Origin of the sequence: Streptomyces deccanensis, from assembly GCF_022385335.1 — a bacterium.
GTDB classification, from domain to species: Bacteria; Actinomycetota; Actinomycetes; order Streptomycetales; family Streptomycetaceae; genus Streptomyces; species Streptomyces deccanensis.
Window position 1 is genome coordinate 9,387,014 of record NZ_CP092431.1, and the last position, 25,819, is coordinate 9,412,832.

Annotated in this window: 20 protein-coding genes and 1 pseudogene; 10 read left to right on the top strand and 11 right to left on the bottom strand. The window is 73.0% G+C overall.

Translation table 11 applies throughout. The features are described from left to right. Positions 1-94: 94 nt before the first annotated feature. Positions 95-709: pseudogene (locus L3078_RS41315) on the top strand (response regulator); the annotation flags it as partial. Here the strand turns inward: L3078_RS41315 and L3078_RS44825 are convergent. The 4 genes from L3078_RS44825 to lanKC all read right to left on the bottom strand — a co-directional run bounded on the left by L3078_RS44825 (position 632) and on the right by lanKC (position 7,871). Then, positions 632-2,965, bottom strand: coding sequence for an ATP-binding cassette domain-containing protein (locus L3078_RS44825; RefSeq protein WP_338059550.1), 2,334 nt, complete (start codon positions 2,963-2,965; stop codon positions 632-634). The pseudogene L3078_RS41315 and the gene L3078_RS44825 sit on opposite strands and share 78 nt — an antisense overlap. After that, positions 2,962-4,731: an ATP-binding cassette domain-containing protein gene (locus tag L3078_RS41325; RefSeq protein WP_239759339.1), complete on the bottom strand. Its 1,770-nt coding sequence runs from the start codon at positions 4,729-4,731 to the stop codon at positions 2,962-2,964. Before L3078_RS41325 ends, L3078_RS44825 begins: the two co-directional genes overlap by 4 nt. A gap of 207 nt (positions 4,732-4,938) precedes the next feature. Further along, positions 4,939-5,055 (bottom strand): SapB/AmfS family lanthipeptide, encoded by a 117-nt coding sequence (locus tag L3078_RS41330; protein ID WP_005483995.1) that lies wholly within the window; start codon positions 5,053-5,055, stop codon positions 4,939-4,941. An 86-nt stretch (positions 5,056-5,141) separates the two neighbouring features. Beyond that, on the bottom strand, positions 5,142-7,871 hold the full coding sequence (lanKC, locus tag L3078_RS41335) for a class III lanthionine synthetase LanKC (protein ID WP_239759340.1): 2,730 nt from the start codon (positions 7,869-7,871) through the stop codon (positions 5,142-5,144). Positions 7,872-8,134: 263 nt separating this feature from the next. On the opposite strand from lanKC, the gene L3078_RS41340 reads away from it, so the two are divergent. Continuing rightward, positions 8,135-10,627, top strand: coding sequence for a SpoIIE family protein phosphatase (locus L3078_RS41340; RefSeq protein ID WP_239759341.1), 2,493 nt, complete (start codon positions 8,135-8,137; stop codon positions 10,625-10,627). 12 nt (positions 10,628-10,639) lie between these two features. Then, a complete protein-coding gene (locus L3078_RS41345) occupies positions 10,640-11,143 on the top strand; it encodes a metallophosphoesterase family protein (protein ID WP_239759342.1) in 504 nt (167 codons plus the stop codon). Here the strand turns inward: L3078_RS41345 and L3078_RS41350 are convergent. Continuing rightward, the gene (locus tag L3078_RS41350) at positions 11,126-12,262 is read right to left on the bottom strand and encodes an XdhC family protein (RefSeq protein ID WP_239759343.1); all 1,137 of its coding nucleotides are present in this window, start codon (positions 12,260-12,262) and stop codon (positions 11,126-11,128) included. The two genes, L3078_RS41345 and L3078_RS41350, sit on opposite strands and share 18 nt — an antisense overlap. A 268-nt stretch (positions 12,263-12,530) precedes the next feature. Here L3078_RS41350 and L3078_RS41355 point away from each other — a divergent pair, with 268 nt between their 5' ends. Both L3078_RS41355 and L3078_RS41360 read left to right on the top strand, forming a co-directional pair. Next, positions 12,531-13,004, top strand: a complete 474-nt coding sequence (locus L3078_RS41355; protein WP_239759344.1) for a hypothetical protein — start codon at positions 12,531-12,533, stop codon at positions 13,002-13,004. Positions 13,005-13,076: 72 nt separating this feature from the next. Continuing rightward, complete coding sequence (locus tag L3078_RS41360; protein ID WP_239759345.1) at positions 13,077-13,580, top strand: hypothetical protein; 504 nt, start codon at positions 13,077-13,079, stop codon at positions 13,578-13,580. 78 nt (positions 13,581-13,658) lie between these two features. On the opposite strand, the gene L3078_RS41365 is transcribed toward L3078_RS41360, so the two are convergent. Further along, the gene (locus L3078_RS41365; protein ID WP_239759346.1) at positions 13,659-14,222 is read right to left on the bottom strand and encodes a hypothetical protein; all 564 of its coding nucleotides are present in this window, start codon (positions 14,220-14,222) and stop codon (positions 13,659-13,661) included. A gap of 630 nt (positions 14,223-14,852) precedes the next feature. Between L3078_RS41365 and L3078_RS41370 the strand changes: the two genes are divergently transcribed. Continuing rightward, positions 14,853-16,736, top strand: coding sequence for a cellulase family glycosylhydrolase (locus tag L3078_RS41370; RefSeq protein WP_239759347.1), 1,884 nt, complete (start codon positions 14,853-14,855; stop codon positions 16,734-16,736). On the opposite strand, the gene L3078_RS41375 is transcribed toward L3078_RS41370, so the two are convergent. After that, positions 16,729-17,994: a YncE family protein gene (locus L3078_RS41375; RefSeq protein WP_239759348.1), complete on the bottom strand. Its 1,266-nt coding sequence runs from the start codon at positions 17,992-17,994 to the stop codon at positions 16,729-16,731. The genes L3078_RS41370 and L3078_RS41375 overlap by 8 nt on opposite strands. A gap of 176 nt (positions 17,995-18,170) precedes the next feature. Between L3078_RS41375 and L3078_RS41380 the strand changes: the two genes are divergently transcribed. Further along, on the top strand, positions 18,171-18,848 hold the full coding sequence (locus tag L3078_RS41380; protein ID WP_239759349.1) for a TetR/AcrR family transcriptional regulator: 678 nt from the start codon (positions 18,171-18,173) through the stop codon (positions 18,846-18,848). 110 nt (positions 18,849-18,958) lie between these two features. On the opposite strand, the gene L3078_RS41385 is transcribed toward L3078_RS41380, so the two are convergent. Both L3078_RS41385 and L3078_RS41390 read right to left on the bottom strand, forming a co-directional pair. Then, positions 18,959-20,188, bottom strand: coding sequence for a glycosyltransferase (locus L3078_RS41385; protein ID WP_239760695.1), 1,230 nt, complete (start codon positions 20,186-20,188; stop codon positions 18,959-18,961). A gap of 162 nt (positions 20,189-20,350) precedes the next feature. Next, complete coding sequence (locus tag L3078_RS41390) at positions 20,351-20,716, bottom strand: nuclear transport factor 2 family protein (protein ID WP_086801068.1); 366 nt, start codon at positions 20,714-20,716, stop codon at positions 20,351-20,353. 203 nt (positions 20,717-20,919) lie between these two features. Between L3078_RS41390 and L3078_RS41395 the strand changes: the two genes are divergently transcribed. After that, complete coding sequence (locus L3078_RS41395) at positions 20,920-21,216, top strand: hypothetical protein (protein ID WP_239759350.1); 297 nt, start codon at positions 20,920-20,922, stop codon at positions 21,214-21,216. 185 nt (positions 21,217-21,401) lie between these two features. Beyond that, on the top strand, positions 21,402-22,862 hold the full coding sequence (locus L3078_RS41400) for an aldehyde dehydrogenase family protein (protein ID WP_239759351.1): 1,461 nt from the start codon (positions 21,402-21,404) through the stop codon (positions 22,860-22,862). A 30-nt stretch (positions 22,863-22,892) separates the two neighbouring features. Here the strand turns inward: L3078_RS41400 and L3078_RS41405 are convergent, their stop codons facing one another. Together L3078_RS41405 and L3078_RS41410 are read right to left on the bottom strand one after the other, a co-directional pair. After that, a complete protein-coding gene (locus L3078_RS41405) occupies positions 22,893-24,653 on the bottom strand; it encodes an ABC transporter ATP-binding protein (protein ID WP_239759352.1) in 1,761 nt (586 codons plus the stop codon). A 171-nt stretch (positions 24,654-24,824) separates the two neighbouring features. Next, a complete protein-coding gene (locus L3078_RS41410; protein WP_239759353.1) occupies positions 24,825-25,424 on the bottom strand; it encodes a rhodanese-like domain-containing protein in 600 nt (199 codons plus the stop codon). Between the two features lie 69 nt (positions 25,425-25,493). On the opposite strand from L3078_RS41410, the gene L3078_RS41415 reads away from it, so the two are divergent. Beyond that, positions 25,494-25,781 carry a metal-sensitive transcriptional regulator gene (locus tag L3078_RS41415; protein ID WP_239759354.1) on the top strand — a complete coding sequence of 96 codons (288 nt, stop codon included), beginning with the start codon at positions 25,494-25,496 and terminating at the stop codon, positions 25,779-25,781. Positions 25,782-25,819: the final 38 nt, after the last annotated feature.

Below are 25,819 nucleotides of genomic sequence, written 5' to 3' on the forward strand. Positions count from 1 at the left end.
GCACACCGCCGTACCCCCTCTCGCCCACGCCATGCCCCCGCACTGATGCGCGGCATCGCGCACGGGCGCCGCGAGTGCGCCCCCACGCACCCCGATGGCTGGTTCTTCGCGCCCGGGCGTGGTCGGGGGCGCCAACAATGGGCACGCGCTGAGCGGAGGACATCGGTGGCCGGCAGGCGGAGGGGCGAACGTGATCCGGGTACTTCTCGTGCACGACGAGTGTCTGGTCAGATCGGTGCTGGCGGAGTGGCTCCGCCGGGAACCCGACCTGACGGTGTTCGACGCGTCCTGGCGCGCCGCGCCGGGGCGGGTACGGTCCCTGCGCCCCGACGTCTGCGCGGCGGACCTGGACTGCGCGGACGCGGTCGGCATCCCGCCGCTCGCCGATCTGCGCGCCACGGGCGGCCCCAACCCCGGCCTGCTGGTCCTCGCCCACGCCGACAGACCCGGCCTGCTCAAGCGCGCGGCGGAGGCCGGTGCCCTCGGCTACGTGGACAAGGAGGGCTCACCGCAGCGGCTGGTCTCCGCGATCCGTGAGGTCGCCCGGGGGAGACGTTTCATCGACGACTCCCTCGGCTTCGGCTTCCTCAAGGCCGCCGAGATGCCGCTGACCCGGCGGGAGTTGAGCGTGTTATCCCTGGCTGCCGAGGGAGCCTCCGTCGCGGAGATCGCCGGCAGCCTGCACCTCTCCCACGGAACCGTGCGCAACTACATGGCCGCGATCACCCGCAAGACGGGGGCGCGCAACAGGATCGACGCGATCCGGATCTCCCAGGGGGAGGGATGGCTCTGAGGCGCCGGGGGAGCGGACCGGCGTAGGGGCCGGGGACCACGCGCCGACCAGGTCCCGGTAGAGCGGTGACCGGGCCAGGAGGCCGTCGTGGTCCCCGTACGCCACGGACCTGCCGTCCATGACCAGCACCCGGTCCGCGCGGCGGGCCGAACTGACACGGTGCGCGACCACCACGAGCGTCGTGCCCGGCCGCCGGGCGAAGGCCCGCTCCGCGCGTTCCTCCGCCTCCGCGTCCAGGTGACAGGTCGCCTCGTCGAGGATCACGACCGGCGCGTACGACAGGTACGCCCGCGCCAGCGCGACGAGTTGGCGCTCCCCGGCGGACAGCGCGCGCGGGTCGACCTCGGCGGCCGGTCCGCCCAGCCGGACCATCACCTCGGTGAGCCCCACGGCCTCGGCGGCGGCCCACAACTCGTCCTCGGGCACGGGTTTCGGCCGTAGCTCGCCGAGGTTTTCTTCGAGGGATCCCCGGAAGACGTACGCCTCCTGCGGGATGAGCACGCGGTGTGCGCGGGATGTGGCACCGGGTACCGGCTGCCCACACAAGTGGACGGTGCCCTGCCGGGGGCGCAGGAGACCCGCGACGACCCCGGTGAGCGTGGACTTGCCGACGCCGCTGGGACCGACGACGGCCAGGTGCGTGCCGTGCGGGAGACGGAGGTCGAGCCCGTCGAGGACGGGGGTCGCGGAGGCGCCGTAGGCGAAGGTGACGGAGGCGAGGGAGAGGGCGTCGCGGGAGGCCCCGGCACGGGGGAGTGCGGGTCGGGGCAGGGCGTCGCGCGGGACGGCTTCGCCGGGGGCGGTGGGGTCCACCGGCGGCGGGGTGGGTGCCGGGGACAGTCGGCGGAGCACCACCGCGAGGCGGGAGCCGCTGGTGCCCAGGCCGTGCACCAGGTTCTGCAGGGCGGGCAGGAGGGACTGGGTGACGTAGGCGAGGGCACCGATCAGGGCGCCCGCCGTGACCCCCTGGTCCAGGAGCCAAGGGGTGGTCAGCAGGAGCAGCAGGACGGGCAACTGCCCGCCGATCGCGAGGGAGGCGACCCGTACGACGCCCCAGCGGGCCAGCGAACGCGCCGCCCGGAGCTCGGCGTCGACGCACCGGCCGGTGTCGGCGGCGACCGAGTCCTCCGCACCGGCCGCCGTGATGTCCCGCACCCCCGGGCAGACGGCACCGAGCCGGTCGGCGAGGGCCTCGTCGGCGACCAGGAAGCGCTCCTGGCGGCGGGCCAGGGGCCTGAGCGTCACCAGGAAGAGGGCGACTCCGACGACCAGCGGGGGACCGACGACGAGCAGCAGGGGCGGGGCCAACGAGAAGAGTCCTACGAGCGCTCCGGCGGAGGTGAACAGGAACGAGCGGGACACCATGACCAGTCCGGCGAAGGTGTCCCGGGCGATCTCCACCTGCTGGGTCAGCCCGGACAGGGCCCCGCCGTCCGCCTCCCGGACCCCCCGCCCGACCACCCCGCGCACCAGCCGGTCCCGCAACGGCTCCACGAGCCCCGCCACGCACCCGTACACCCGCCAGGTCCCCAACGCGCCCAGCACCACCGCCCCGGCGGCGGCCCCGAGCCACGCCAGCCCGACCCCGGCCCGCCCCACGAGAAACCCGTCGTCGAGGGCCCGCGCGAGGGCATACCCCATCAGAAACGTCTGCCCCGTCTCCACGACGGACCACAGAACCAGCCACGCCACGACCCGCACCCGCCACCGAAGGAACCGAAGGCCCCGACGGAGGAGACCGGGCGGGGGGACGGCGGGGGAACTGCCCGGTGGGGGAAGGGTCGGGGAACTGCCGGGCGGGGGGACGGCCGGGGAGCCGCCCGGCGGGCCGAGGGCCTGCTGCGACCCGTGGGCCGACCCGGCCCGCGGCCCGCTGCCCGCCACGCGGTTGGCCTGCCCGGCCCCCGCCGCTCCGGTGGCGTGGCCGACTCGCGTCGTGCCGGTGGTGTCCTCGGTCGGCGTGGCTTCGGTGGCGTGCCTGGCTCGCGCTGTGCCGGTGGTGTTCCCGGCCAGCGCGGCTCCGGAGGCGTGCTCGCTTCGCGTCGTACCGGTGGCGTCCCGGGTCCCCGTCCCTCCGCCGGGCGTGCCCTGCGGCGCGGTGGTGTGCTCGGGCCGGGGCGAGTCGGGTTCGGCTCCTCCGGTGGACCCTCGTCCTTCCGCACCGTCCTTCATCGGCCTCCTCCGCCCGGCGTGTCCCCCCGGCCCGTGGCGACCGTTTCCCGCGTGCCGAACAGTTCCCGGTACTCCGCCGAACGCCACAACTCCGTGTGCGGGCCCACCGCTCGCACTCTCCCGCTCTCCAGCCACACCACCGTGTCCGCGCGGGCGGCCGTGGTGACGCGGTGGGCGATGAGGAGGCGGCTGCCGCCGGTCGTGGGGCGCAGCAGCGCGTCGGTGATGTCGTGTTCGGTGAGGGTGTCGAGACTGGAGAGCGCGTCGTCGAGCACGAGCAGACGGCTGTCGCGGGCGAACGCGCGTGCCAGGCCCAGGCGTTGGGCCTCGCCACCGGACAGCGGGGCGTCGGCACAGGCCGTGGCGTAACCCTCGGGAAGGCGGCGGACGAAGCCGTCCGCGTGCGCGGCGCGGGCCGCCTCCCGGACGCGGGCGGGGGAGGGGCGGACGATGCCGAAGGCGATGGTGTCCTCCACCGACTCGCCCAGCAGGGCGGGGCGTTCGAAGGCGTGGACGATCGCCCGGCGCAGCTCCCGGCGGTCAAGCTCGGGCAGGGGCACCCCGTCGAGCCGTACCTCCCCCTCGTCCGGGTCCACCAGCCGCCCGGCCACCGCCGCGAGCAGCGACTTGCCCGCGCCCGACCGGCCCACGACGGCGACCGTGGCACCGCCCGGGACCACCAGATCGACGCGGTCCAACACGGCGCGCCCGCCCCGGCGGACGGTCACGGAGCGCAGCTCCAGCCGCCCCGCCCCGGAGGGCGGCAGCGCGCGATCCCCGTACGCGGTCGGGGGTTCGCTCCCCAGCTCGTCCAGGCGCTCGGCCGCCGTCCGCGCGCGGACCAGGCCCGAGAGCTGCCCGACCAGGACACCGACACCCGCGGCCAGTACGGCGTACCGGGACACGGCCAGCAACTCGCCGACGGACAGCTGCTGTCGGGTGAGCAGCACTCCGGCCGTGGCCACGACGGAGAGCTGCAGGAGCGGGGCCACGGTCGCCGCTCGGGCGGCGGCGCGGCCCTGGACGTGCCACATGCGGTGCCCCTCGCGGGAGAGTTCGGGCAGGGGCCGCAGGACACGGGCGACGGTGCGGTCGGCCGTGCCGGCGGCCGCGATCGTGCGGTGCCCGGCGACGGCCTCGGCCAGTCCGCCCGCGATACGGCCCTGGGCCCGCTGGTAGCGCGTCACGCAGTCGGAGGAGTCCCGCGCGAGGGCGCGCAGCACCAGGGCGAGCAGCGGGGCACCGATCAGGAAGACCGCCACGAGCCGGGGGTCGATCAACGCGAGGGCGACCACCGCGCCCAGGGGCCCGGCGAGCGCGGCGAGCAGCGCGGCGGCCGTCGCGGGGGCCGTGCCCGCCTGGGCCGCGTTCCCGACGAGCCGGGCCACCAGGTCCCCCGGGCCGAACCGGGTGACGGCGCGTGGCCCCACGGCCAGGACGTGCCGGATCATGCGGTGGCGCAGCCACGCGGTGGCCCGGGCGTTCGTGGTGCCGCCCAGCACGGTCTCGACCGCGTCGAGGACGGCCACCACGAGGACCAGCGCCGCGCACCACAGCACCCGGCGCGTGGCGTCCGGGTCCCCGGCCAGCAGCAGGTCGAGGGCACCGCCCAGCGCGATCGGCAGCAACAGGTTCGCCCCCGTAGAGACCATGGACACGAACGCCAGGGCCGTACAACGGGGGCCGGAGTACCGGACGGTCGAGCGCAGCAGGGGGACGGACACGGCCGCCGGGCCGCGGGCACCGCCTTCGGTGAGGGTCGTCATACCCGTCCTCACGTGGGACGACCGGATGAATGGCCGGGAGAACAGCCGGATGCATGGCCCGATGAATGGCCGGAAGAAAGTCGGACGGGCCCCGGACGGCCCCTCCCCCGGACAGGGGAGGGGAACCGTCCGGAGCCGTCGGCGCGACTCAGCCGCCGTGCCGGTCCGACGGGCGTCCGGGGTGACCCGGACGCCCCGCTCGGACGATCAGAGGCAGAGCGTGATGCTGGCCGCGCTCACACAGGACAGCACGCTCAGGGAGCTGGGGCCTCCGGTGCCGGTCGTCTCGTCGGCTTCCATCGTCTGCAGGTCGAGAAGTGCCATGTCGCTTCCTTTCGATCGATGGCCCGCGAAGGGCCCTTGTGGGGACGGGGTGGTGCGTCACGACTCCGCCGGACGGCGGAACCGCGTCATTGGGGCCGCCGTCGTGGCGGCGGCAGGAACGGAAGGTGCGCCTTGGTGTCGTCGTCGGCGGCGGCGTGGGCCGCGCCGAGTGCCAGCAGGCACCCCGCCGTTCCGGTACCGAGGTCCATGGAGAGCCGCATCAAGTGGTTGCCGGGGAAGGCCAGTTGCCCCTGGTAGGGCATCGAGTGCCAGCCGAGGGCGGCGATCTGCTCGGTCAGCCGCTCGGGCGGGGCACCCGTCCGGGCGAGGTGCAGGATCATCCCGGCGCGGCCCTCGAACAGCCCCGGCTGCGCGTAGAAGCGGTAGGTCGCGGCGGCCAGGACACCCGCTCGGACCCGGGCGAACTCGTCTGCGGGGAGGGCGAGTTGACCGCCACCGTCACCCGCACGGGTACCGGCCCCGATGGCGCCGACCGCCGCCACGTAATCGTCGAGCACCATCGCGACGCCTACGCTCCCGTCGCCGAGGTACGGCATCGTGCGCCACCCCTCGTCGACCGCCAGCCCGCCGTTCTTCTGCTCGACGAGGCACTCCAGGTCCTGCCGCAGCGCCTCGCCCGCCGCGTCGAGCGCCGCGCGGTCGCCCGTCGCCTCGTACCGGCGCAGCAGGAACAGCGCGGGTCCGCTCGCGCCGCGCAGCAGGCCGGCGCGGCGGCGGGGCGGTGCCGGGCGGGGCTCGGCGAGACGGTGCACGAGGAGGTCCGCGGCCCGCGCCGCGTGGTCGCGCAGCGCGGACTCACCGGTGGTCCGCGCCAGCTCGTCGAGGACCAGTCCGAGACCGGCCAGCCCGCCGCGCAGGTCGGACGACAGCTTGTGCCACTTCTCGCCGAGGATCTGCTCGACCAGGTCCAGGGCCCGCTGCCGGTGCCCCAGCCGGTCCAGCGTGTGGGCGACGCCCGCGAGACCGTCGTACAGGCCGAGCGGAGTGCCGATCGGCACCGGGTCGGTATGGTCGAGCAGCCAGCGCTCACCCTCCTCGTAGCGTTCGGCGCCGACCTCCGCGAGCGCGTACAGGACTCCGGCCGCGCCGTGCGCGAGCCCGAGGCCGCCGCCGTCGGAGAACTGGGCGACGTCGCCGGGGAAGAGCCGGTCGTCGCGCTCGGGCGTCGCGGAGGCCAGGATCGCCTTGACCATGGAGTCACGGCTGTAGGGCCAGTCGCCGGGCTCGGCGAGAGACCAGCCGGCCGCCACGCCGCCCGCCCCGGCGGCGGGCGCCCGGGTCCGCGCCACCCGTGCCGGTGCCGCTGCCGACGCCGACGCTGACGCCGGTGTCGGCCCCGTCGCCCCGATGTCACGGGAGATCTCGGCCACCGCCTCGTCCAGGAACGCGCGCGGCACCTGCGGGAACTGCTCCGCGATCACCGCCGCCAGATGCGCCGCCTTCTCCCGCTCCACCACCAGCAGCGAGGTGACCGGCAGGAACAGGGCGAGGCGCAGACAGGCGAGGGCGTAGCGGTCGACGTCGGGGCCCGTGCGGTCCGGGGGCGCGAGGAAGCCGGGGTGGGCGACGACCTGGCGGCCGTTCTCCTCGGCGGGCGCCGCCGCCTCGAAGTCCAGCAGCGACACCGCGTGCTCGTCGGGCGCGACCATGATGTTGAAGACGTGCAGGTCGTTGAAGACGATCCCGCGCGCGTGCACGGCCTCGACCGCCTCCTCGACGGCCCGGTGGACGCGTAACGCCCACGCCGTGTACGCGGCGACCGCGTCCGGTCCGGGGTCCGGGGCGAGCAGCGGGTGCCGTTCGGCGACGTACGAGTTGAGCGGGCGGCCCTCGACGAAGTCCATGACCAGGAAGCGGTGGTCGCCCAGGGTGAACCAGTCACGCACCTCGGGCACCACCCCGAGGCCGGAGAGCCGCTCCAGCGCGGCCTTCTCCCGCTCCAGCCGGGTGACCGCGTCGGCCCCGTCGGCGGCCAGTCCGGCGTGCGGGCGCCCCTCCTTGAGGACCACCCGGCGGTCGTCGCGGGTGTCGGTGCCGACGTACACCCCGCCGCCGTTGGAGAAGTGCAGCGCCTTCTCGATGCGGTACGGCAGCTCGCCGACCGTGGTCGTGTTGCGTGCCGCCAGCTGCGGTTCCAGGAACGCGGGCAGGGTCACCCAGTCGGGCACGTGGAAGGTCGGCTTGCGCTGGTCCGGCACCAGGGTGCCCGCGCCGTCGCGGACCGCCGGGACGAGCGTGCCGCGCTCGTCGACGACGAAGGAGCGGGCGAAGGCGCCGTAGCGGACGTACAGCGGTCCGTCGTTCCAGCGCAGGTCGGTGAGGATGTACGGGCCCTCGAAGCCCTCCAGGAGCGCCCCGAGCTCACGCAGGACGAGGTGCAGCTGCTCCTCGTCGGCCGGGTAGACGGTCACGAACTTGCCGCTGGTGTCGCGGGCCGCGTACTTCGCGTTGCGCAGATGCAGCAGGTGCGGGCCCGGGACGAACTTGAACGGGATCCGCCGGGGCACGCAGTAGTCCCACACGATCGCCGCGATCCGGTCCGCGTTCGCCCGGGTGGCGGAGGCGTGCACCTTCCATCCCTGGGTGGGCCCGGGACGGGGCCGCCCGCCGTCGTCGACCGGGGTCAGCGTCAGCCAGTCCCCGATCCGGGCGGCCCGCCAGCCCTCGGGGACCGCGCGCCCGGCCGTCTCGTAGCCCGGCGCCGCCGTGCCGGCGCGGTCACCGGCCGACAGCCGGTCCGGTGTCTCGTAGAAGTGTCGGTCGGCGAGCGCGTACGCCTCGTACCGCTTGTCCATGCGCGTCCCCCGGGTCGTGTGCCGTCACTGCCGTCGCCCCCTGGGCCGGGTGAGGACGAGCCTTCCAGCCCGCCCCGGTGCCCGACAGTCACGGCTGTCACCAGTGACCCGTCACGCCTGTCACGCGATCACCGTGCGGAACGCATGCGTAAAGATCTGTTCGGGTTCTTTCGACCCGGACGGCTCCCCGCAGCGGGGCCCCCGGCCTCGCCGAACGGTCCCAGGGGCTGCGCGAGCGTGCCGGAAGCGCTGTAATTGCGGACGTGGTCAGTGAGGGCGCTGCGGAACACGGAACGAGGACGCTGCGTGCCGAACTCGCGCTCAAGACGCTCGGCGGCGATCTCGATCCGCGCGAGCGGCTGCACGCCATCCTCGAACAGGTGCTCGTGTTCACCAGCGCGACCGTCGCCGCCGTGTACCTCCCCGACGGCGAGGGCGAGGCCCTGTCCCTCACCGCCTCCGCCGGCGTGCCGAGGAACCTCTACGGGCTCTCCGACAGCTACCCGGCCTCGGGCACCGCTCCGGTGGCCGAGACGTGCCGCTCGGGCCGCCCGCGCTGGCTCACCTCCACCGGCCTGCACCAGGACGCCGACGCCGACCGGGGCGCCGACACCGAAGACGCAACCGACGTCCGAGCCGACGCCGACGCCCGCCGTGCCCCGGCCGAGGGCTTCACCCTGGGCGTGCTGCCGCTGCGCGAGCGCGGCTGTCTCGTGGCCGTCGGCGACGGCACCGACGCCTTCGACACCGAGGACCGGCACTGCCTCGACCTGCTCGCGGAGGCGGCCGCCGGCGCCGCCCCCGCCCCGCCCGCCGGGTCCGGGGCCTCGTTCGACCTCGCCATGGACACCGGGCGGGTCGAGGTCGACGACGGGCTGCTGGACCTGTTCGGCATCGGCCGGGACGACTTCGACGGCCGGGTCGAGACCCTGATCGCGCTGACCGTGCCCGAGGACCTGCCGGCGCTGATGTCCGTCGTGGAGGCGGACCACATGTCCATCGGGGACCGGGAGCTGGAGTTCCGCATCCTCCAGCCCTCCGGAGAGCAGAAGTGGCTCCGGCTGCGCGGCCGGATCCTGCCCGGCGCCGAGAACCGGCCCGGCGGCGAGAACCGACCCGCCCGTCTCGTCGGCACCGTCGCCGACGCCTCCACCCTGCTCACCGGGCGCGGCGACGTGGCCCGCATCCAGCGCCTCGCCGCCGCCCTCGCCACCGCCGGCACGGTCCGGGACGTCAGCCAGGCCGTGGTGACCGCCCTGCGCAAACCGCTCCTGGCCGACCGGATGGCCCTCGCCGAGCTGGAGGGCGACCGCCTGGTCGTCACCGTCCTCGACCCGCCGCAGTCGGAGTTCTGGCCCGAGGTGTGGCGCGCCGAGTGGCGCTCCGAGTGGCCGGACGCGCCCGTGCGCACCATGCCGACCCTCGCCACCGCGCTGCGCGAGGGACGCGCCGGGATCTGGCCCGCCGGAGCCGATCTGGAGCCGGCCCTCGCCGATGTCGGCCCCGGTGGCCTCGCCGTCCTCCCGCTGCCCGCCGGCGGCCGTATGGCGGGGGCGTGTCTGATCGGCTGGGACAACCCCCACGACTTCGGCCCCGAGGAACGCGCCCTGCTCACCGCCGCCTCGGGCCTGGCCGGGCAGGCCCTGATGCGGGCCCACGCCTTCGACGCCGAGCACGAACTCGTGGGCATGCTCCAGCGCACCCTGCTCCCGCGCCGGCTGCCCCAGCTGCCGGGCGCGGTCGCCGTCGCCCGCTATCTCCCCACCACCGCGGGCCTGGAGGTCGGCGGCGACTGGTACGACGTCATCCCGCTGCCCGACAACCACGTGGCCCTCGTCATCGGCGACGTCCAGGGCCACAACGCGGGCGCCGCCACCCTGATGGGCCAGATGCGCACCGCGCTGCGCGCGTACGCCGTCGAGGGGCACCCCCCGGACGTCGTCGTCTCGCACGCCAACCGGCTCCTCATGGACATGGAGACCGACCTGTTCGCCACCTGCTGCTATGTCGACATCGACATGGAGGAGGGCTCCGCCTGGTACGTCCGCGCCGGCCACATCCCGCCGGTGCTGCGTCACCCGAACGGCAGCACCGAGATCAGCGAGGCCGAGGGCGGGCCGCCGCTCGGCGTCGTGATGCAGGCCGACTTCCCGATGAGCCCCCTGCGGCTGACCCCCGGCACCCTGCTGGCCCTCACCACGGACGGCCTCGTGGAGTCCGCCGACGTCGACGTCGAGGACGGGCTCGACCATCTCGCCGCCGAACTGTCCGCCGCCGACCCCGCCCACCTCGGCGTGGTCGCGGACACCCTCCTCGGCGGCGCCAACCGCGACGACGACGTGGCCCTGCTGCTCGTCCGCTACGACGGCATGGCCCTGCGCCCGCAGCGGGAGAACTGGAGCGTGTGGCGCGTCCCCCAGGCGGTCGGGCAGGCCCGCCGCTACACGCGGCGCGTCCTGCGCCGCTGGGGCGTCGACTCCATGGCCGACAGCGTGCTCCTCGTGGTGTCCGAGCTGGTCACCAACGCCCTCGTGCACACCGACGGCCGGGTCCGCCTCGACCTCACCCTGCTCGCCGACCGCCTCCGCGTCTCCGTCGCCGACTCCTCCCCCCGCACCCCGATGAAACCCACCGTCATCGGCTGGGAGGCCACCGGCGGCCGCGGCATCCTGCTCGTCGAGGCCATGTCCTCCGCGTGGGGCACCGTCCCGGTCAGCGGCGGCAAGCAGGTGTGGGCGGAGATCCCCATCGAGTGACACCCTGGCCGGGTGCGACTGCTGCTCCTCTCCGACACCCACCTGCCCAAGCGCGCCAAGGCGCTGCCCGCGCCCCTCCTCGCGGAACTGCCGCGCGCCGACGTGGTCGTGCACGCCGGCGACTGGGTCGACGAGGACACCCTCGACCTCCTCCAGGCCCGCTCACGGCGACTGATCGCCGTGTACGGCAACAACGACGGCCCCGGCCTGCGCGCCCGTCTCCCCGAGGTGGCCCGTGCCGAACTGGCCGGGCTGCGCCTCGCCGTCGTCCACGAGACCGGCCCCGCCCAGGGCCGCGAAGCCCGCTGCGCCACCCGGTTCCCCGACACCGACGTCCTCGTCTTCGGCCACAGCCACATCCCCTGGGACACCACCGCCTCCACCGGCCTGCGCCTGCTCAACCCCGGCTCCCCGACCGACCGCCGCCGCCAGCCCCACTGCACCTACATGACGGCGACGGTCACGGACGGCGCCCTGACGGAGGTCCACCTGCACCGACTACCGCCCAGAACCTGAGCCGGCCCGCGACGGGGTTGGCTCAGGCGGATGGATCACCCCGGTCGTCGCCGTCAGCGGCGCCCCGCTGCCGCCCCACCGCAGCGCGACGATCTCCGCCGCGACCGACACCGCCACCTCCTCCGGCGTACGGGCACCGAGGTCCAGGCCGACCGGGGAGCGCAGCCGGGCCAGTTCGGCCGGGTCGAGCCCGGCCTCCCGCAGCCGCCGGGCGCGCTCCTCGTGCGTCCGGCGGCTCCCCATCGCCCCGACGTACGCGGCCGGCCTCCGCAACGCCTCCTGAAGGAGCGGTACGTCGAACTTGGGGTCGTGGGTGAGCACGCAGACGACCGTGCGGTCGTCGGTGACGGTGCCGCGCAGATAGCGGTGCGGCCAGTCGACGACCACCTCGACGGCGGCGGGAAAGCGCTTCGGGGTGGCGAAGACCGGGCGGGCGTCACACACCGTGACCCGGTACCCGAGGAAGTCACCGATCCGGGCCACCGCCGCCGCGTAGTCGATCGCGCCGAAGATCAGCATGCGCGGCGGCGGCGCGAAGGAGTGCAGGAAGACGGTGACCGAGTCCTCGCGCCGCTCCCCGCGCGGACCGTAGTGCCGCGCTCCGGTGAGACCCTGGGCCAGCTCCCCGCGCGCGTCGGCGGTGACCGCGGCGTCCAGGCCCGCCGTGCCGAGGGTGCCGAGGGTCCGCTCGGGCCACACCGCCAGCGTGGCGCCGAGCCGGCCGGGGCCGTCGACCACGGTCGCCACCGTCACCGGTCGCCCGGCGCCCACCGATGCGACGACCTGCCCGAACGACGGGTCCTCGGCCGCCGTCACCCGGCGCACCAGGAGCGTGATCTCCCCGCCGCAGGTCAGCCCCACCGCGAACGCGTCGTCGTCGCTGTACCCGAAGGTGGCCGACCGTGCCTCGCCGGACGCCAGCACCTCCTGGGCCAGCTCGAACACCGCGCCCTCCACACAGCCGCCGGACACACTGCCCACGACCTCGTCACCGGGCCCGACCGCCATGGCCGCCCCCGGCCCGCGCGGCGCGCTCCGGCTGACCGCGACGACGGTGGCGAGGCCGAAGGGGGAGCCCGCCGCGTACCACGCGCCGAGCGCCGGGAGGATCTCACGCATCGCCCGCTCCTCTCGCGTCCCCTCCATCCAAGTACCAGGGCCGGGGTACGGCACACCGGCGGGCCCCCGCGCAGGCGTGCACCCGCGTGGAGGCGGCCGACCGGGTGCGCGACGCCCAGGGGGACGAGGGCCCGCGCCCCTGTTCGGGTGGCCTGCGCCTCTCCCCGCGCCAGGCGTGTTGCCATGTGAGGCCCAGGTACATGAAATGACCATGCTCCTGCCCGGAGCACCCACCGTCACACACCGTCACATCCACCTGGGAGGACGCATGCCCTCTGCCACTGCCCGCGGCGCCGTGACCCTCGGCGCCCTGGCCGCAGCTCTCACCACGTCGCTCTCCGCGCCGGCCGCCGCGGACGTCGGGGACGAGGACGTCGTGCGGGTCAAGCTCGTCGGCCACGCCGCGTACGACACCGCCGCCGCGCACACCGAGCCGGGCGACAGCTGGACCACGTATCTGCAGCTGCACGACCCCAAGGGCAAGTACGTCGGCGACGGCGGCTCGCGCTGCACCCTCGTCGAAGCGAACCACGGGCGGTCCACGGCCCAGTGCACCCGGGTGCTGCGCCTCAAGGGCGGGGAGATCACCCTCCACGACATGATCAGCCGCAAGGGCCACGAGCCCGTCACCGCCAAGACCTCCATCGCGGGCGGCACCGGCATCTACAACGACGCCGAGGGCGAGGGCTACATCACCCTGGAGCCCAAGCGCGTCGTCTTCGACCTCTACGTCGATGACTGACCGGTGTTCACCCGCCGACGGTACGTCGGCCGTTCCGCCGCCCGAGTGCACCCTGTCCGACCTGGAGGTTCTGTGATCACATCGGCTGTCCGCGGGGTGGTCGTCACCGCCCTCGCCACCACACTCGCCCTTCTTCCGACATCGGCGCAGGCCGAGCAGAAGGACGAGGACAACGACATCGAGAAGGTCGAGCTCGTCGGCATCAACCGGGTCGCCACCTGGCCGTCCCTGGACGGTGTGGTCGGCAGCACCTGGACCACCCCGCTGAACCTGTACACCCGGCACAAGGCGAAGAAGACGGGGAAGACAGAGCTGCGGTACGCCGGCGACGGCGAGTCGGAGTGCGACGTGGTGCAGGCCCGTGCCCAGGCGGTCACCGCCCAGTGCACCCGCGTACTGCGCCTGAAGAAGGGCACGCTGACCCTCAGCGACATGGTCGACTACCGGCCGCTGCGGCGCGTCACGGCCAAGACCGCCATCGTCGGCGGCACCGGCCACTACCGCTCCGCCTACGGAGACGGCTACATCACCCTGGACGGGCACCGGACCCACATCGTGCTCAACGTCGACGAGTGACACGAGGCTGAACCGACGACCGGTGCGGGAGACGCGGTACGCGTCCCCGCACCGGTGCCGTTCGGTTCCGGGCCGTCCTCAGTCGTTCACACCCGAGGTCTTCTCGATGAGGCGGGTGAAGACGATGAGCGCCCCGAGCGCGGGCAGCAGACCGGCCAGGGTCCACAGGACGCAGAAGCCCGCCGACGCGCTGACCGTCATCAGCAGCAGCGTGGGCGCGTCCTCGGAGATCCCGGCCATCAGCAGCAGGAAGACGATGGACAGGATCCCCATGCCGATGATGGTGAAGAACGGCCACAGGTAGTTGACGACGGGGAGGAGCCGGGCCTTTCTCGCCTTGCGCAGAAAGGTGTTGTCGCAGGCGCGGGTGATCATCGCCAGGACGGCGAACACGGACCCGATGACGACACCCACCATGGAGACGGCGACGCCCAGCACCTCGTCCATCGGCAGGTCGTCGTCGTGCCCGATCCAGGCGCCCCCGAGCCCGCCGGACGCCGCCGCCAGCGGCTCCCCCCACCACCAGCTCCGCAGGCTCACGTGCACGACCCGCATGAACTCCTTGACGTACTTGTTGCCCATGGTGCGTCCCGCGGGCTCCTCGGGGGACGAGCCAGTGTCGGTCCGCGGTTCTGTGCCCATGCAAGCCCAGCCCGATGGTGGTCGGTCTCGCCGAGCCCCTCACACGCGGCTCGGCCTTGGCGGCGTCACGTCGTCATGGGCCGGGCAGGAGGTCGTCACCACCCTGCCGGCGTTTCTCCGCCTCCACCGCCGCCTCGTAGCGGCCCATGTCCCGTATCGCGTCGTACAACGACGCGCAGCGCTGGTTCCGTGCGTCCGAGCGTTTCTCCCCATCCGGGGCCCCGAGGCGATCGAGACGGGGGAGGGCGCTCCTCGGGTCGAAATCACGAGTGCCTGGCGTGTGTTCGCGGAGCCCGCGAGAAGAGCTGTCCACCGCTCGTACCACCTTTCCTGTACGCCGGACGGAGTACCGAACAAGTCGGCCCAAACTGGGCTCAACCATAGGCCGGTTCCGTCGGCAGGGCCCTTCATGGTGACGTTCGGGTGAACATCGGCTGAATTCAGGGCGACTCCGCTCGGGGGTGTCCTCTGTTCGATCCGGAAGGTCCCGTGGTCGGCGCGTGAGGCCTCGCGTGGCCGTCCACGGGCAAAGAATCGGTCGTGGCAGGTGAACTGTCTTGCGAAAAAGGGTACTTACTCGTGCGTCAGTTGCTATTGACGGCTCGCCTGCCCATTGGGACGGTAGTGCACATGTCGAATGTGGCGGACATGTCAAGATTGCGCACTAGTCTGCTCGGTGTCCTGGTACTCGTCACCGGCTTCCTGACCACGGCGGGCCCCACCCATCCCGCCTCCGCATCCACGGACGAACTCTGGTTCGACGCCCAGGCCGCGGCCACCCTCACGGTCGACGGCGGCACCTTCAAGGACGGACTCGGCCGCGAGGTCGTCCTGCGCGGCTACAACGTCTCCGGGGAGACGAAACTCAAGGAGAACAACGGTCTGCCCTTCGCCTCGGTCGCCGACGCGAAGAAGTCGGCGACCGCGCTCAGGGCGCTCGGCGGCGGCAACTCCGTCCGCTTCCTGCTCTCCTGGGCCTACGCGGAACCGGTGCGCGGGCAGGTGAGCACCTCCTACCTGGCGGCGGCCACCGCGCAGATGGGCGCGTTCCTGGACGCCGGGATCAAGGTCTACCCCGACTTCCACCAGGACCTGTACTCCCGCTGGCTGTTCGACTCCGACAGCTGGTACACCGGCGACGGCGCCCCCAAGTGGGCCGTCGACCTCGGCGACTACCCCGACGAGTACTGCGGCATCTGCCCGTTCTGGGGCCAGAACATCACCTCCAACGCGGCCGTGACGGAGGCGACGTACGACTTCTGGCACAACACCTACGGGCTCCAGGACTCCTTCCTGGACACCGCGCAGAAGACGATGACGTACCTGAAGGCGAACCTCACGACCGCCCAGTTCCAGGGCCTCGTCGGCTTCGACCCGTGGAACGAGCCCCACCCCGGGACCCTCGACTCCGGGCAGACCAGCAGGACGTGGGAGAAGAACGTCCTGTGGCCGTTCTACGTCAAGTTCCGTGCCCGGATGGACGCGGCGGGCTGGCAGTCCAAACCGGCGTTCGTCGAGCCGAACCTCTTCTGGAACGCCAACATCGACTTCCAGAAGCAGGAGGGCGGACTCCTCGACGCGGGAACCATCGGACCGCGCTACGTCTTCAACACCCACTTCTACGACCAGAAGGCGATCTCCGGCGTCTTCATGTGGGGCAAGGCGGAGAACGGCCAGTACGTGAACGACTTCGGCACCGTCCGTGACCGGGCCGCCGCCGGCGGCACGACGGCGATCGTCAGCGAGTTCGGACACCCGCTCAGCGGCTCGGTCTCCGACAAGGCGCCCACGGTCTACAAGGCCATGTACCAGGCGCTCGACTCCCGGGTGAAGGGCGTCGACTGGTGGTCGAACCCGACCGCCTCCGGTCCGGTCCTCTCCGGCTCCCAGTGGCAGTGGGACATCTACTGGGGCCGCCACCACGAACTGATGAACGACAACCCCGACAAGGTGCAGACCGAGGCCGACGGCTGGAACGGGGAGGACCTCTCCGCCGTACGCCTCGACGACTCCGGCACGGCCGTGCTCCGGCAGGACGCCCGGATGCTCGACCGGATCTACCCGAGCGCCACCGCGGGCAAGACGGTCGCCTTCACCTACGAGGACCGCTCGCGCGACGGCTCCACCACGCTCACCTGGAACCCGGTGCCCAGCTCGCTGCCGAACGTCTCCTCGCTCGTCGGCTCGGGCCAGTACTCCCTGCTGGTCTGGCGCTCGGACGGCAGCACGGAACCGACCGAGCTGCACCTCCCGGCGTCCTTCCCCACCGCGTCCACCACGGTGGTGTCCGACCTAGGGGTGACGGCCGCGCCGCCGGCGTACACCACGTCCACGCCGATCGCCGCCGCCAAGGAACCCGGCGGCACCGGCAGCCGCCGTCTGCTCCTCACCGCCGCCGACTCGGGCAGGCTGCACTACGCCCTGGTCACCAACGGCGCGACAGCCCCGACCGCGACGCAGCTGAGCGCGGCGCGGACGGAGCTGTCCAACTGGCTGACCACCAGGTTCAGTTAGCCGAGGGTCCGGTCCAGTCGGCGGGCACCTGCGCCACGCGCACCCGCTGGGGGTGGTCGCCGACTGCGACGGACACGGTCTTCTTCCCGGTGGCGAAGTCGATCGCCGTCACCTGGTCGGCGCCGCTCTCGGAGACCACACAGGACTTGCCGTCACCGCTGACGGTCGACCAGTACGGCTTGGAGACGGGGACCAGCGGGCCCTCCTGGAGGGTCGCGCGGTCCACGACGGTCGCGTAGTCGTCCATCGTGCCCGCGACGCACAGCTTCGTTCCGTCCGGCTTCATGGTGAGGCCGTGGTGGCGGGAGTCGTTGACGAAGGTGGTGCGGTCGTCGCTGACACCCGGGGACTTCGGCAGGGTCTTGGTACGGGTGATCTTGTCGGTGGCGATGTCGTACTCGAAGAAGCCGTTGAAGAACGACACCTGGAAGTACAGCTTCGTCTCGTCCGGCGAGAACGCGGCGGGACGGACCGCGTCCGAGTAGTCGCTCAGCCCGATGGCGTTGAGCCGCTCGCGCATGTCGATCACCTTGACCTGCTGGAAGGTGTTGGCGTCGGCGACCGTGATCTTGCGGTCGCCCTTCGTCCAGTCCAGCCAGGGCGCGTCGGTCTGCGTGTTCACGTCACCGATCGCCATGTTCCAGATGTACTTGCCGTCCTTGGTGAAGATGTTCTCGTGCGGCTTGTCACCGGTCTTGAACGAACCGACCTGCTTGCCGGTGACGATGTCCAGGACGTGCACGGTGTTGCCCGTCGACGCCGACACCGCCACGCGCTTGCCGTCGGGGGAGACCGCCATGTGGTCGGAGCGGTAACCCGACACGGGGAAGCGCCAGTTGATGGCGCCGGTCCTGATGTTGATGGAGACCACGTCGGCGAAGCTCGGGCGCGAGACGACCATCGACGAGCCGTCCGGCGTGGAGTACATGTCGTCCACGTACTGGTCGTGGCCCTCGCCCACGCTGTTCCGGATCGTCATGTAGGCGATCCACCGGATCGGATCGGCGTTGATCTCCGCCATCCGGGCGTCCTTGTCGGGGATGACGTTGATCCGGCCGATCTTGGCGAAGTCGCCGGAGGCCTTGATGACATCCGCGGTGCCCTCCCAGTTGTTGCCCACGAACATCACCTCCCGCAGGTCGGCGGCGGCACTCGCCGGGGTCGCGGTCGCCGCGGCGGACGTGGTCAGCGCGAGCGCGACGGCGACGGCACCGAGGTGCCGGTTCCTGCGCCTACGGGGGGTGGGGGAGAGGGGCATGTCGGATCCTCCTGCGCGGGCGGAGTCTGAACACACCTGTGTTCAGAGCAGACTTACTGGAAAGTAAGGAACGGTCCCGCTTCACCACAAGAGCAGGGACACGACAAAATCAAGTGACGGCCGCGCATCGGCTGTCGTACGGGTGGGGTCCGAGAGGTTCCGTCGGGAGGAGAAACGTGTCGGGCAGGCTCAAACAGCCCACCGGCCGTTACGGGGGCAGAACCGCGGCGGAGCGCCGGGCCGAGCGCCGGGAGCGCTTCCTCGACGCGGGGCTGCGGCTCTTCGGTGACGGCCCCGGCTTCCGGGGGACCACGATCGCGGCGCTGAGCGAGGCCGCCGGGTTGTCGACCCGCCAGTTCTACGAGGAGTTCCGCTCCCTGGAGGACGTGCTGGCCGCCCTGCACCTACGGGTCAACGACTGGGCCGAGGAGGCCGCGCTCGCCGGACTCGCCACGGCCGAGGGGCGGCCGATCGCCGAGCGGGCCACCGCGGCGTTCCTCGCGTACGCCGGCAACGTCACCGGCGATCCGCGCCGACTGCGCATCACCTTCACCGAGATCGTCGGCGTCAGCCCCCGTCTGGAACGCCAGCGCCTCGAACGCCGCGCCCGCTGGATCGACTTCATCTGCGCCGAGGCCGACGCGGCGGCGGAGCGCGGGGAGGCGGTCCGCCGTGACTACCGCATCGCCGCGACCGCCTTCATCGGCAGCGTCAACGGCCTCCTCCACGACTGGCAGGCCGGCTGGGTCGACGCCCCCCTCGACGAGGTGGTCGACGAACTGGTCCGACTGCTGCTGGGGATATTGCGACCGGCGGGATGGAGGCCGGGGGAGGACGGAGGGGCGGAACGGTAGGGGGCGGCTGGGTGGTTCTTCGGGTGCGGGTCCGGTGGGGCTTCTCGCGCAGTTCCCCGCGCCCCTGAAAAGCAGGGGCTGCGCCCCGTGCTTTTCAAGCCCTCGCACGCTCAGCCCGCCAATTGGTTCACCGCCGTCAGGACCGGGGCCACTCCGTCCTCCGCGCGCAACTCGTCGGCCAGGGCGCGGGCGCGGCGGCCGTACGACGGGTCGGTGGTCGCCCGGCGCAGGGCGGCCGTCAGGGCGGCGGAGGTGAAGCCGCGCAGCGGGACGGCGGCCGGGGCCACCCCGAGGGCGATCAGGCGGGCCGCCCAGAAACCCTCGTCGAACTGGACGGGCACCGGCACCGCCGGGACCCCGGCGCGCAGGCCGGCGCCCGTCGTGCCCGCGCCCGCGTGGTGGACGACGGCCGCCGTCCTCGGGAAGAGCAGGGAGTGCGGCACCTCGCCCACGGTGAACATGTCGTCGCCCTCGCCCCGCAGTTCGCCCCACCCCCGCTGGATCACCCCGCGCAGCCCGGCCGCCCGCAGGGCCCGTACGACCTCGTCGCTCATCCGCTCGGGATCGGGCACGGTGGCACTGCCGAGACCCACGAAGACCGGGGGCGGACCGGCGTCGAGGAAGTCCAGCAGCGGGGCGGGCAGCCGGTCCTCGCGGTCGTACGGCCACCAGTAGCCCGTGACCTCCAGCCCGGCCCGCCAGTCCCCGGGCCGTCGCACCACCCGGGGGCTGAAGCCGTGGAACTCCGGCCGGCCCAGCCGCTCCCGGGCCCGCCGGGCGGCCATCCGGCCGGTGCGCGGCAGCCCGAACTCGGCGCGCAGCCTGCGCACCTCCTCCGTGAAGATCCACTCGACGGCCGTGTTCACCGCGTGCCCGGCCGCCCGGTTGCCGAGCGGCCCCCAGGAGCGCACCCCGGTCATCGGGGGCGCGAACTCCCTTGTGGGGGCGAGGGGTTGGAGGTTCACACCGAGCGTGGGGATCGACAGGCCCTGGCCGATGGTGTGGCCGAGGGGTGCCAGGGTGCCCGCCAGCAGCAGGGCGTCACTGGCACGGGCGGCGGCCACCAGCTCGCCGGCCATCCGTCCCACCAGGCTCCGGGCCATCTCCGCCGCCCGGTACAGCTTCCCGGCGCCGGTGGAACTCCGGTGCAGGCCCTGCCCGCGCTCCGACTCCAGCTCGGCCCGCGGATCCACGGGCAGGGCGTGGAAGACGACCCCCGAGCCCGCCACCAGGGGTTCGAACCGGGTGTGGGTCACCAGCGTGACCTCGTGCCCCGCCCGCACCAGCCCGTGTCCGAGCCCGGTGTAGGGCGCCACGTCACCCCGGGAGCCCGCCGTCATGATCGCTACACGCACGCCCGCCAGTATGGCGCCGCGACCACGCCGAGTCAGGGGGCCCGCACGGGGATGACCCGAAAGAGCCCACCCCCGGCGCGTTCGACGGCGACCGACCCGCTCGCTCCGGCTTCCCGACTGCCCCTGGTATCTCGCCCCGGCGCCCGGCTACTCGTCCCAGGCCTGGATCATCGTGTGGTCGACGATCTTCCCGTCCTTCAGGGAGATCATCGAACTTGCCAGGACCCGCACCCCGTCGGGGTACTCGCAGGACTCGGTGAACGCGACCTGGTCGCCCTGGACCAGGCACTGCTCGACCTTGTGGGTCATCTCCCGGCTGCAGACGTCGTCGAACATCGCGCCGATCTCGGACCGGCCGTGCAGGACCTTGGGGTGGCTGGGCTGGGTGTTGCGGTCCACGACGCGCAGCTCGGCGTCGTCCGCGTAGAGCGACGTCAGTGTCGCCGCGTTCGCTTCCTCCGTGCCCCTGCGCAGCGCTTCGACGTCGAAGGCGGGGCTGGTCGAGGTGCCCATGGGTGACCTCCTTCGAAGGCCGTGGCCCGGCATGGGTGAACGGGCCGCGAACGGCCTCTCCTCCGAGGCTCCTCCGCCGGGCGGGACACGGCAAGCGGGAAGCGCGGGCAGACGCCGTGCGGGGGGTACGCGCCCCACGCCCGGCCTGCGCCTCACGGGTGAGCGGCCGTGACCGCAGGGGGCCGGGGAGCGTTGCTGAGGGCATGATCTCAACTCGACGTATCGTCGCCGCCGTCGGTCTCGCCGTCGGTGTCACGGGACTGGCCGCACCGATGGCGAACGCGGACGCCGTCGCGGAAGCGACGCAGCTCAACCCCATGACCACGCTGGACTCGCTCGCCGTCGGCGATCTCCCCGAGGAGCACCGGGCGGCCCTGCCGCGCCCCTCGCAGCAGCTCAAGGCCCTCAACCAGGTGCACGAACTGAACCGGCTGAACGAACTGCACCAGGTCACGGACATGGCCGCGCCCGCCTACGGCCTGCTGGGCGCCATCGAATAGCGGAGCCGGTCGTACACGGAGCGGGAGCCCCGCCACGGACCTTGTGGCGGGGCTCTTGACATGCTCGGGAGCCGGGCAGAGCATCACGGAACAGTAACGTAATTGAATTTCGCACTATGAACGCTCGCGAGCGATCATGCTCGATCACGTACCGTCGTCGAACGTACCCCTGAGGAAGCCGCATCATGGCCATCACCCGTGACCTTCTGATCGGCGGCAAGGACGTGCCCGCCACGTCCGGCCGCACCGCCGAGGACCTCGACCCGTACACGGGGGAGGTGTACGCGACGGTGGCGGCGGCCGGTCCCGAGGACGTCCGGCGGGCCGTGGACGCCGCCGACGCCGCGTTCGAGGAGTGGGCCGCGCTCACCCCCTTCGCCCGGCGGGCGATCTTCTTCAAGGCCGCCGACCTGCTGGAGGGCCGGGGCGACCAGGTCGCCGACATCATGGCCCGCGAGGCGGGCGGCACCCGGCCGTGGGCGTACTTCAACGTGGCGCTCGCGGCGAACATCCTGCGCGAGGCCGCGGCCGCGATCACCGCGCCGCGCGGCGAGGTCCTCAGCAGCCAGAAGGAGGGCGCGCTCGGCCTCGCGGTACGCGAACCCCTCGGCGTCGTCGCCGCGTTCGCCCCGTGGAACGCGCCCGTCATCCTCGGTGTACGGGCCGTGGCGGCGCCGCTGGCCGCCGGCAACACCGTCGTCGTCAAGCCCAGCGAGGACGCGCCGATCGCCTGCGGGCTGCTGGTCGCGGACGTGTTCCGGGAGGCGGGACTCCCCGACGGCGTGCTCAACGTCGTCACCAACGCCCCCGAGGACGCGGCGGAGATCGCCGAGGCGCTGATCTCCGACGAGCGGGTGCGCGCGGTGAACTTCACCGGCTCCACCGGCGTCGGCCGCATCATCGGCGAGCACGCGGCCCGTCATCTCAAGCCCGCCGTACTGGAGTTGGGCGGCAAGAACTCCGTCATCGTGCTCGACGACGCCGACGTGGACTACGCCGTCGACGCCGTCACCTTCAGCGTCTTCATGAACGCCGGGCAGATCTGCATGTCCGGCGACCGCATCCTCGTCCACGAGTCGCTGGCCGAGGAGTTCGCGCAGAAGTTCACCGCCAAGGTCGCCACGCTCCAGGCCGGCGACCCGAACCACCCGCACACGGTGGTCGGCCCCCTGGTCAGCGCCGACGCCGCCCAGCGGATCGCCGCCCTGGTCAAGGACGCCGTCGCCAAGGGCGCCACGGTGCTCGCCGGGGGCGGGCAGCCCGAGGGCGCGGTGCACCCGGCGACCGTGCTCACCGACGTCCCCCAGGACGCCGACCTGTACTACCAGGAGTCCTTCGGCCCGCTCTGCGTCCTGCAGTCGTTCGCCGACGACGCCACCGCCGTGGCCGTCGCCAACGACACGGACAACGGACTGAGCTGCGGCGTCATCACCGAGAACGCCACCCACGGACTCGCCGTCGCGCGCCGGATCCGTACCGGCATCGTGCACGTCAACGACCAGTCCGTGGCCGACGAGCCGATGGCCCCCTTCGGCGGTGTGAAGGCCTCCGGTTACGGGCGCTTCGGTGGCCGCTGGGGCATCGAGGCGTTCTCCAACACCCGCTGGGTGACCATCGCGGGCCAGCAGTCGCACTTCCCCTTCTGACCGCCCACCGGCCCGCCGCGACGGCCGGGATCAGCCGGCCGTCGCGAGGAACTGCGTGGCCGCCAACTCCGCGTACAGCGGGTCGGCGGCCACCAGTTCACGGTGGGTGCCGACCGCGCGGACCCGGCCCGCGTCCATGACCACGATGCGGTCGGCCATCGTCACCGTGGACAACCGGTGGGCCACGACCAGCACCGTCGTCGTACGGGCCACGTCGGCGACCGTGTCCCGCAGCGCCGCCTCGTTCACCGCGTCCAGCTGGCTCGTCGCCTCGTCGAGCAGCAGCAGCCGGGGGCGGCGCAGCAGGGCCCGCGCGATGGCGACCCGCTGACGCTCACCGCCGGAGAGCTTGGTGCCCCGGTGGCCGACCAGGGTCTCCAGGCCCTGCGGGAGCTTGGCGACCAGGCCGTCCAGCCGGGTCGTCTTCAGCACCCGGTTGACATCGGCCTCGTCGGCCCGCGGGTTGCCGAGGAGCAGGTTGTCCCGCAAGGTCCCCGACAGCACGGGCGCGTCCTGCTCGACGTACCCGATCGCCGACCGCAGCCGGGACAGCTCCCACTCGGCGACATCGCGGCCGTCGACCGTGATGAGGCCCGCCTCGGGGTCGTAGAACCGCTCGATCAGCGAGAACACCGTGGTCTTGCCGGCGCCCGACGGGCCCACGAACGCCGTCATGCCCCGCGCCGGGACCTCGAAGGTCACCCCGTGGTGGACGTACGGCAGATCGTCGGCGTACCGGAAACGGACCTCGTCGAAGGCGAGCGCGGCGGGAGCCGCGTCCGGCGCCGGCAGCGGCGCCGGCTCGGAGGCCGGTTCGGCGGGCAGCCGCAGCGCTTCCTGGATGCGGGCGAGCGCGGCGGCACCGGTCTGGTACTGGGTGATCGCGCCCACGACCTGCTGTATCGGCGACATCAGATAGAAGACGTACAGCAGGAACGCCACCAGTGTGCCCACGTCGATGGCGCCGGTCGCGACCCGCGCGCCGCCCACCGCCAGCACGGTGATGAAAGCGATCTGCATGGCGAGCCCGGCCGTGTTGCCCGCCGCCGCCGACCACTTGGCGGCCCGGACGCTCTGCCGCCACGACTCCTCGGCCGCCGCGTGGATCGTCTCCTCCTCGCGGTGCTCGGCACCGGACGCCTTCACCGTGCGCAGCGCGCCGAGGATCCGCTCCAGCGAGGCGCCCATCGCGCCGACCGCGTCCTGCGCGGCCTTGCTCGCCCGGTTGATGCGCGGCACGATCACCCCGAACACCACGCCCGCGCCCACGATCACGCCCAGCGTGACAGCCAGCAGCACCGGGTCCACCAGACCCATCAGCACCACCGTCGCGACCAGCGTGAGCCCGCCGGTGCCGAGGCCCACCAGGGTGTCGGTGGTGACCTCGCGCAGCAGGGTCGTGTCGGAGGTGATCCGTGCCATCAGGTCGCCCGGCTCGCTGCGGTCAACCGCCGTGATCCGCAGCCGCAGCAGATACGACGACAGGGCGCGCCGCGCGCCGAGCACCACCGACTCGGCGGTGCGCCGCAGGACGTACGAACCCACCGCGCCCACCGCCGCATTGCCCACCACCAGCGCGGACATCAGCACCAGCGCCCAGGTGATCGTGCGGTCGTGCGACAGGTCGTCGATCAGCTCCCGGGCCACCAGCGGCAGGGCGAGGCCGGTGGCCCCGGTGAGGAGGGACAGCAGCGCGCCCAGCAGCAGTGCCCACCGGTGGGGTCGTACATAGCCGAGCAGCAGCCGCCAGGTGGGCGGCTGCTGCTCGGCGTTGGTCTCAGGGGTGCTCACGAGGCTCCTCGGCAGGTCGGTCGGGGAGTGGGGACCGGGCGCGGAGCTTCAGCCTACGTCGGGGGTGCGCGGCACCGGGCACGAGTGTCAACCGCCCAGCAGCGCCCTCCAGTCCCGGGCGACGGTGAACGCGGTGACGACGGGTCGGGACGCCGGCGTGGTCGCGTCGGCCTAGTGCGAGCCGCGCGCGGCGAGGGTGGCGAGTGTGGTGGCGAGGTCCGCGGGGCGCGGGCGGTTGTGCGGCAGTCTGCTGAGGACCGCCGCCATGCCGCAGGTGTCGGTGACCGCCGAGAGGACGAGGCCGCCCGCGATCCCGGCCGACAGCGACAGCCAGGCCGGGTGCAGCAGTCCGAGGCCCAGCCCGACGAGGACGAGCGCACCGGCGGTGAGACGGACTTGGCGTTCCATCGCCCAGCCCGCCCGCGCGCCCCCGGACGGCCGGTGCAGCTCGTGTCCCTCGGCCGCCCAGGCGTTCGTGCCGCCGGTGAGGTCGGCCGCCGGGACGCCGTGCCGGGCGAGGAGTGCGCGGGCCTGCTCCGACCGGGCGCCGGACCGGCAGACGATCAGCAGCTCGGCTGCGGACTCCCGGAGGGCGGGCAGGGCCGACTCCAGCCGGTCGAGCGGCACGTTCAGGGCGCCGGGGACATGTCCGGAGGCGTACTCGCCGGGGGTGCGGACATCGATGACGGTCAGTTCGGGCAGCCGCCGACGGACCTCGTCGACGCCGAGCCGATCGGCGCCAGGGGTACGGGACGTGTGAGCGGTGGGCATGGTGCCTGCGATCCTTTCCTGCGGGGGGCGGTAAAATACCCCCAAGGGTATGTAGAGGAGTGGGTGGTCGTGGAGCTGCAGTTCGAGGGTGACGAGCTCAAGTCGGTGCTGAACCGGCTGCGGAGGGCCCAGGGGCAGATCTCCGGGGTGATCAGGATGATCGAGGAGGGGCGCGACTGCGAGGACGTCGTCACCCAGCTGGCGGCGGCCTCCCGTGCCCTGGACCGGGCGGGCTTCGCGATCATCGCCACGGGGCTGCAGCAGTGCCTCACCGACACCGAGAAGAACGAGCGGAACGGCGAGACGAACGAACAGATGCGGGCGCGTCTGGAGAAGCTGTTCCTTTCGCTGGCCTGAACCCGGGCGCGTGCGGGGTGGTTCCTGGCGTGGCCGGG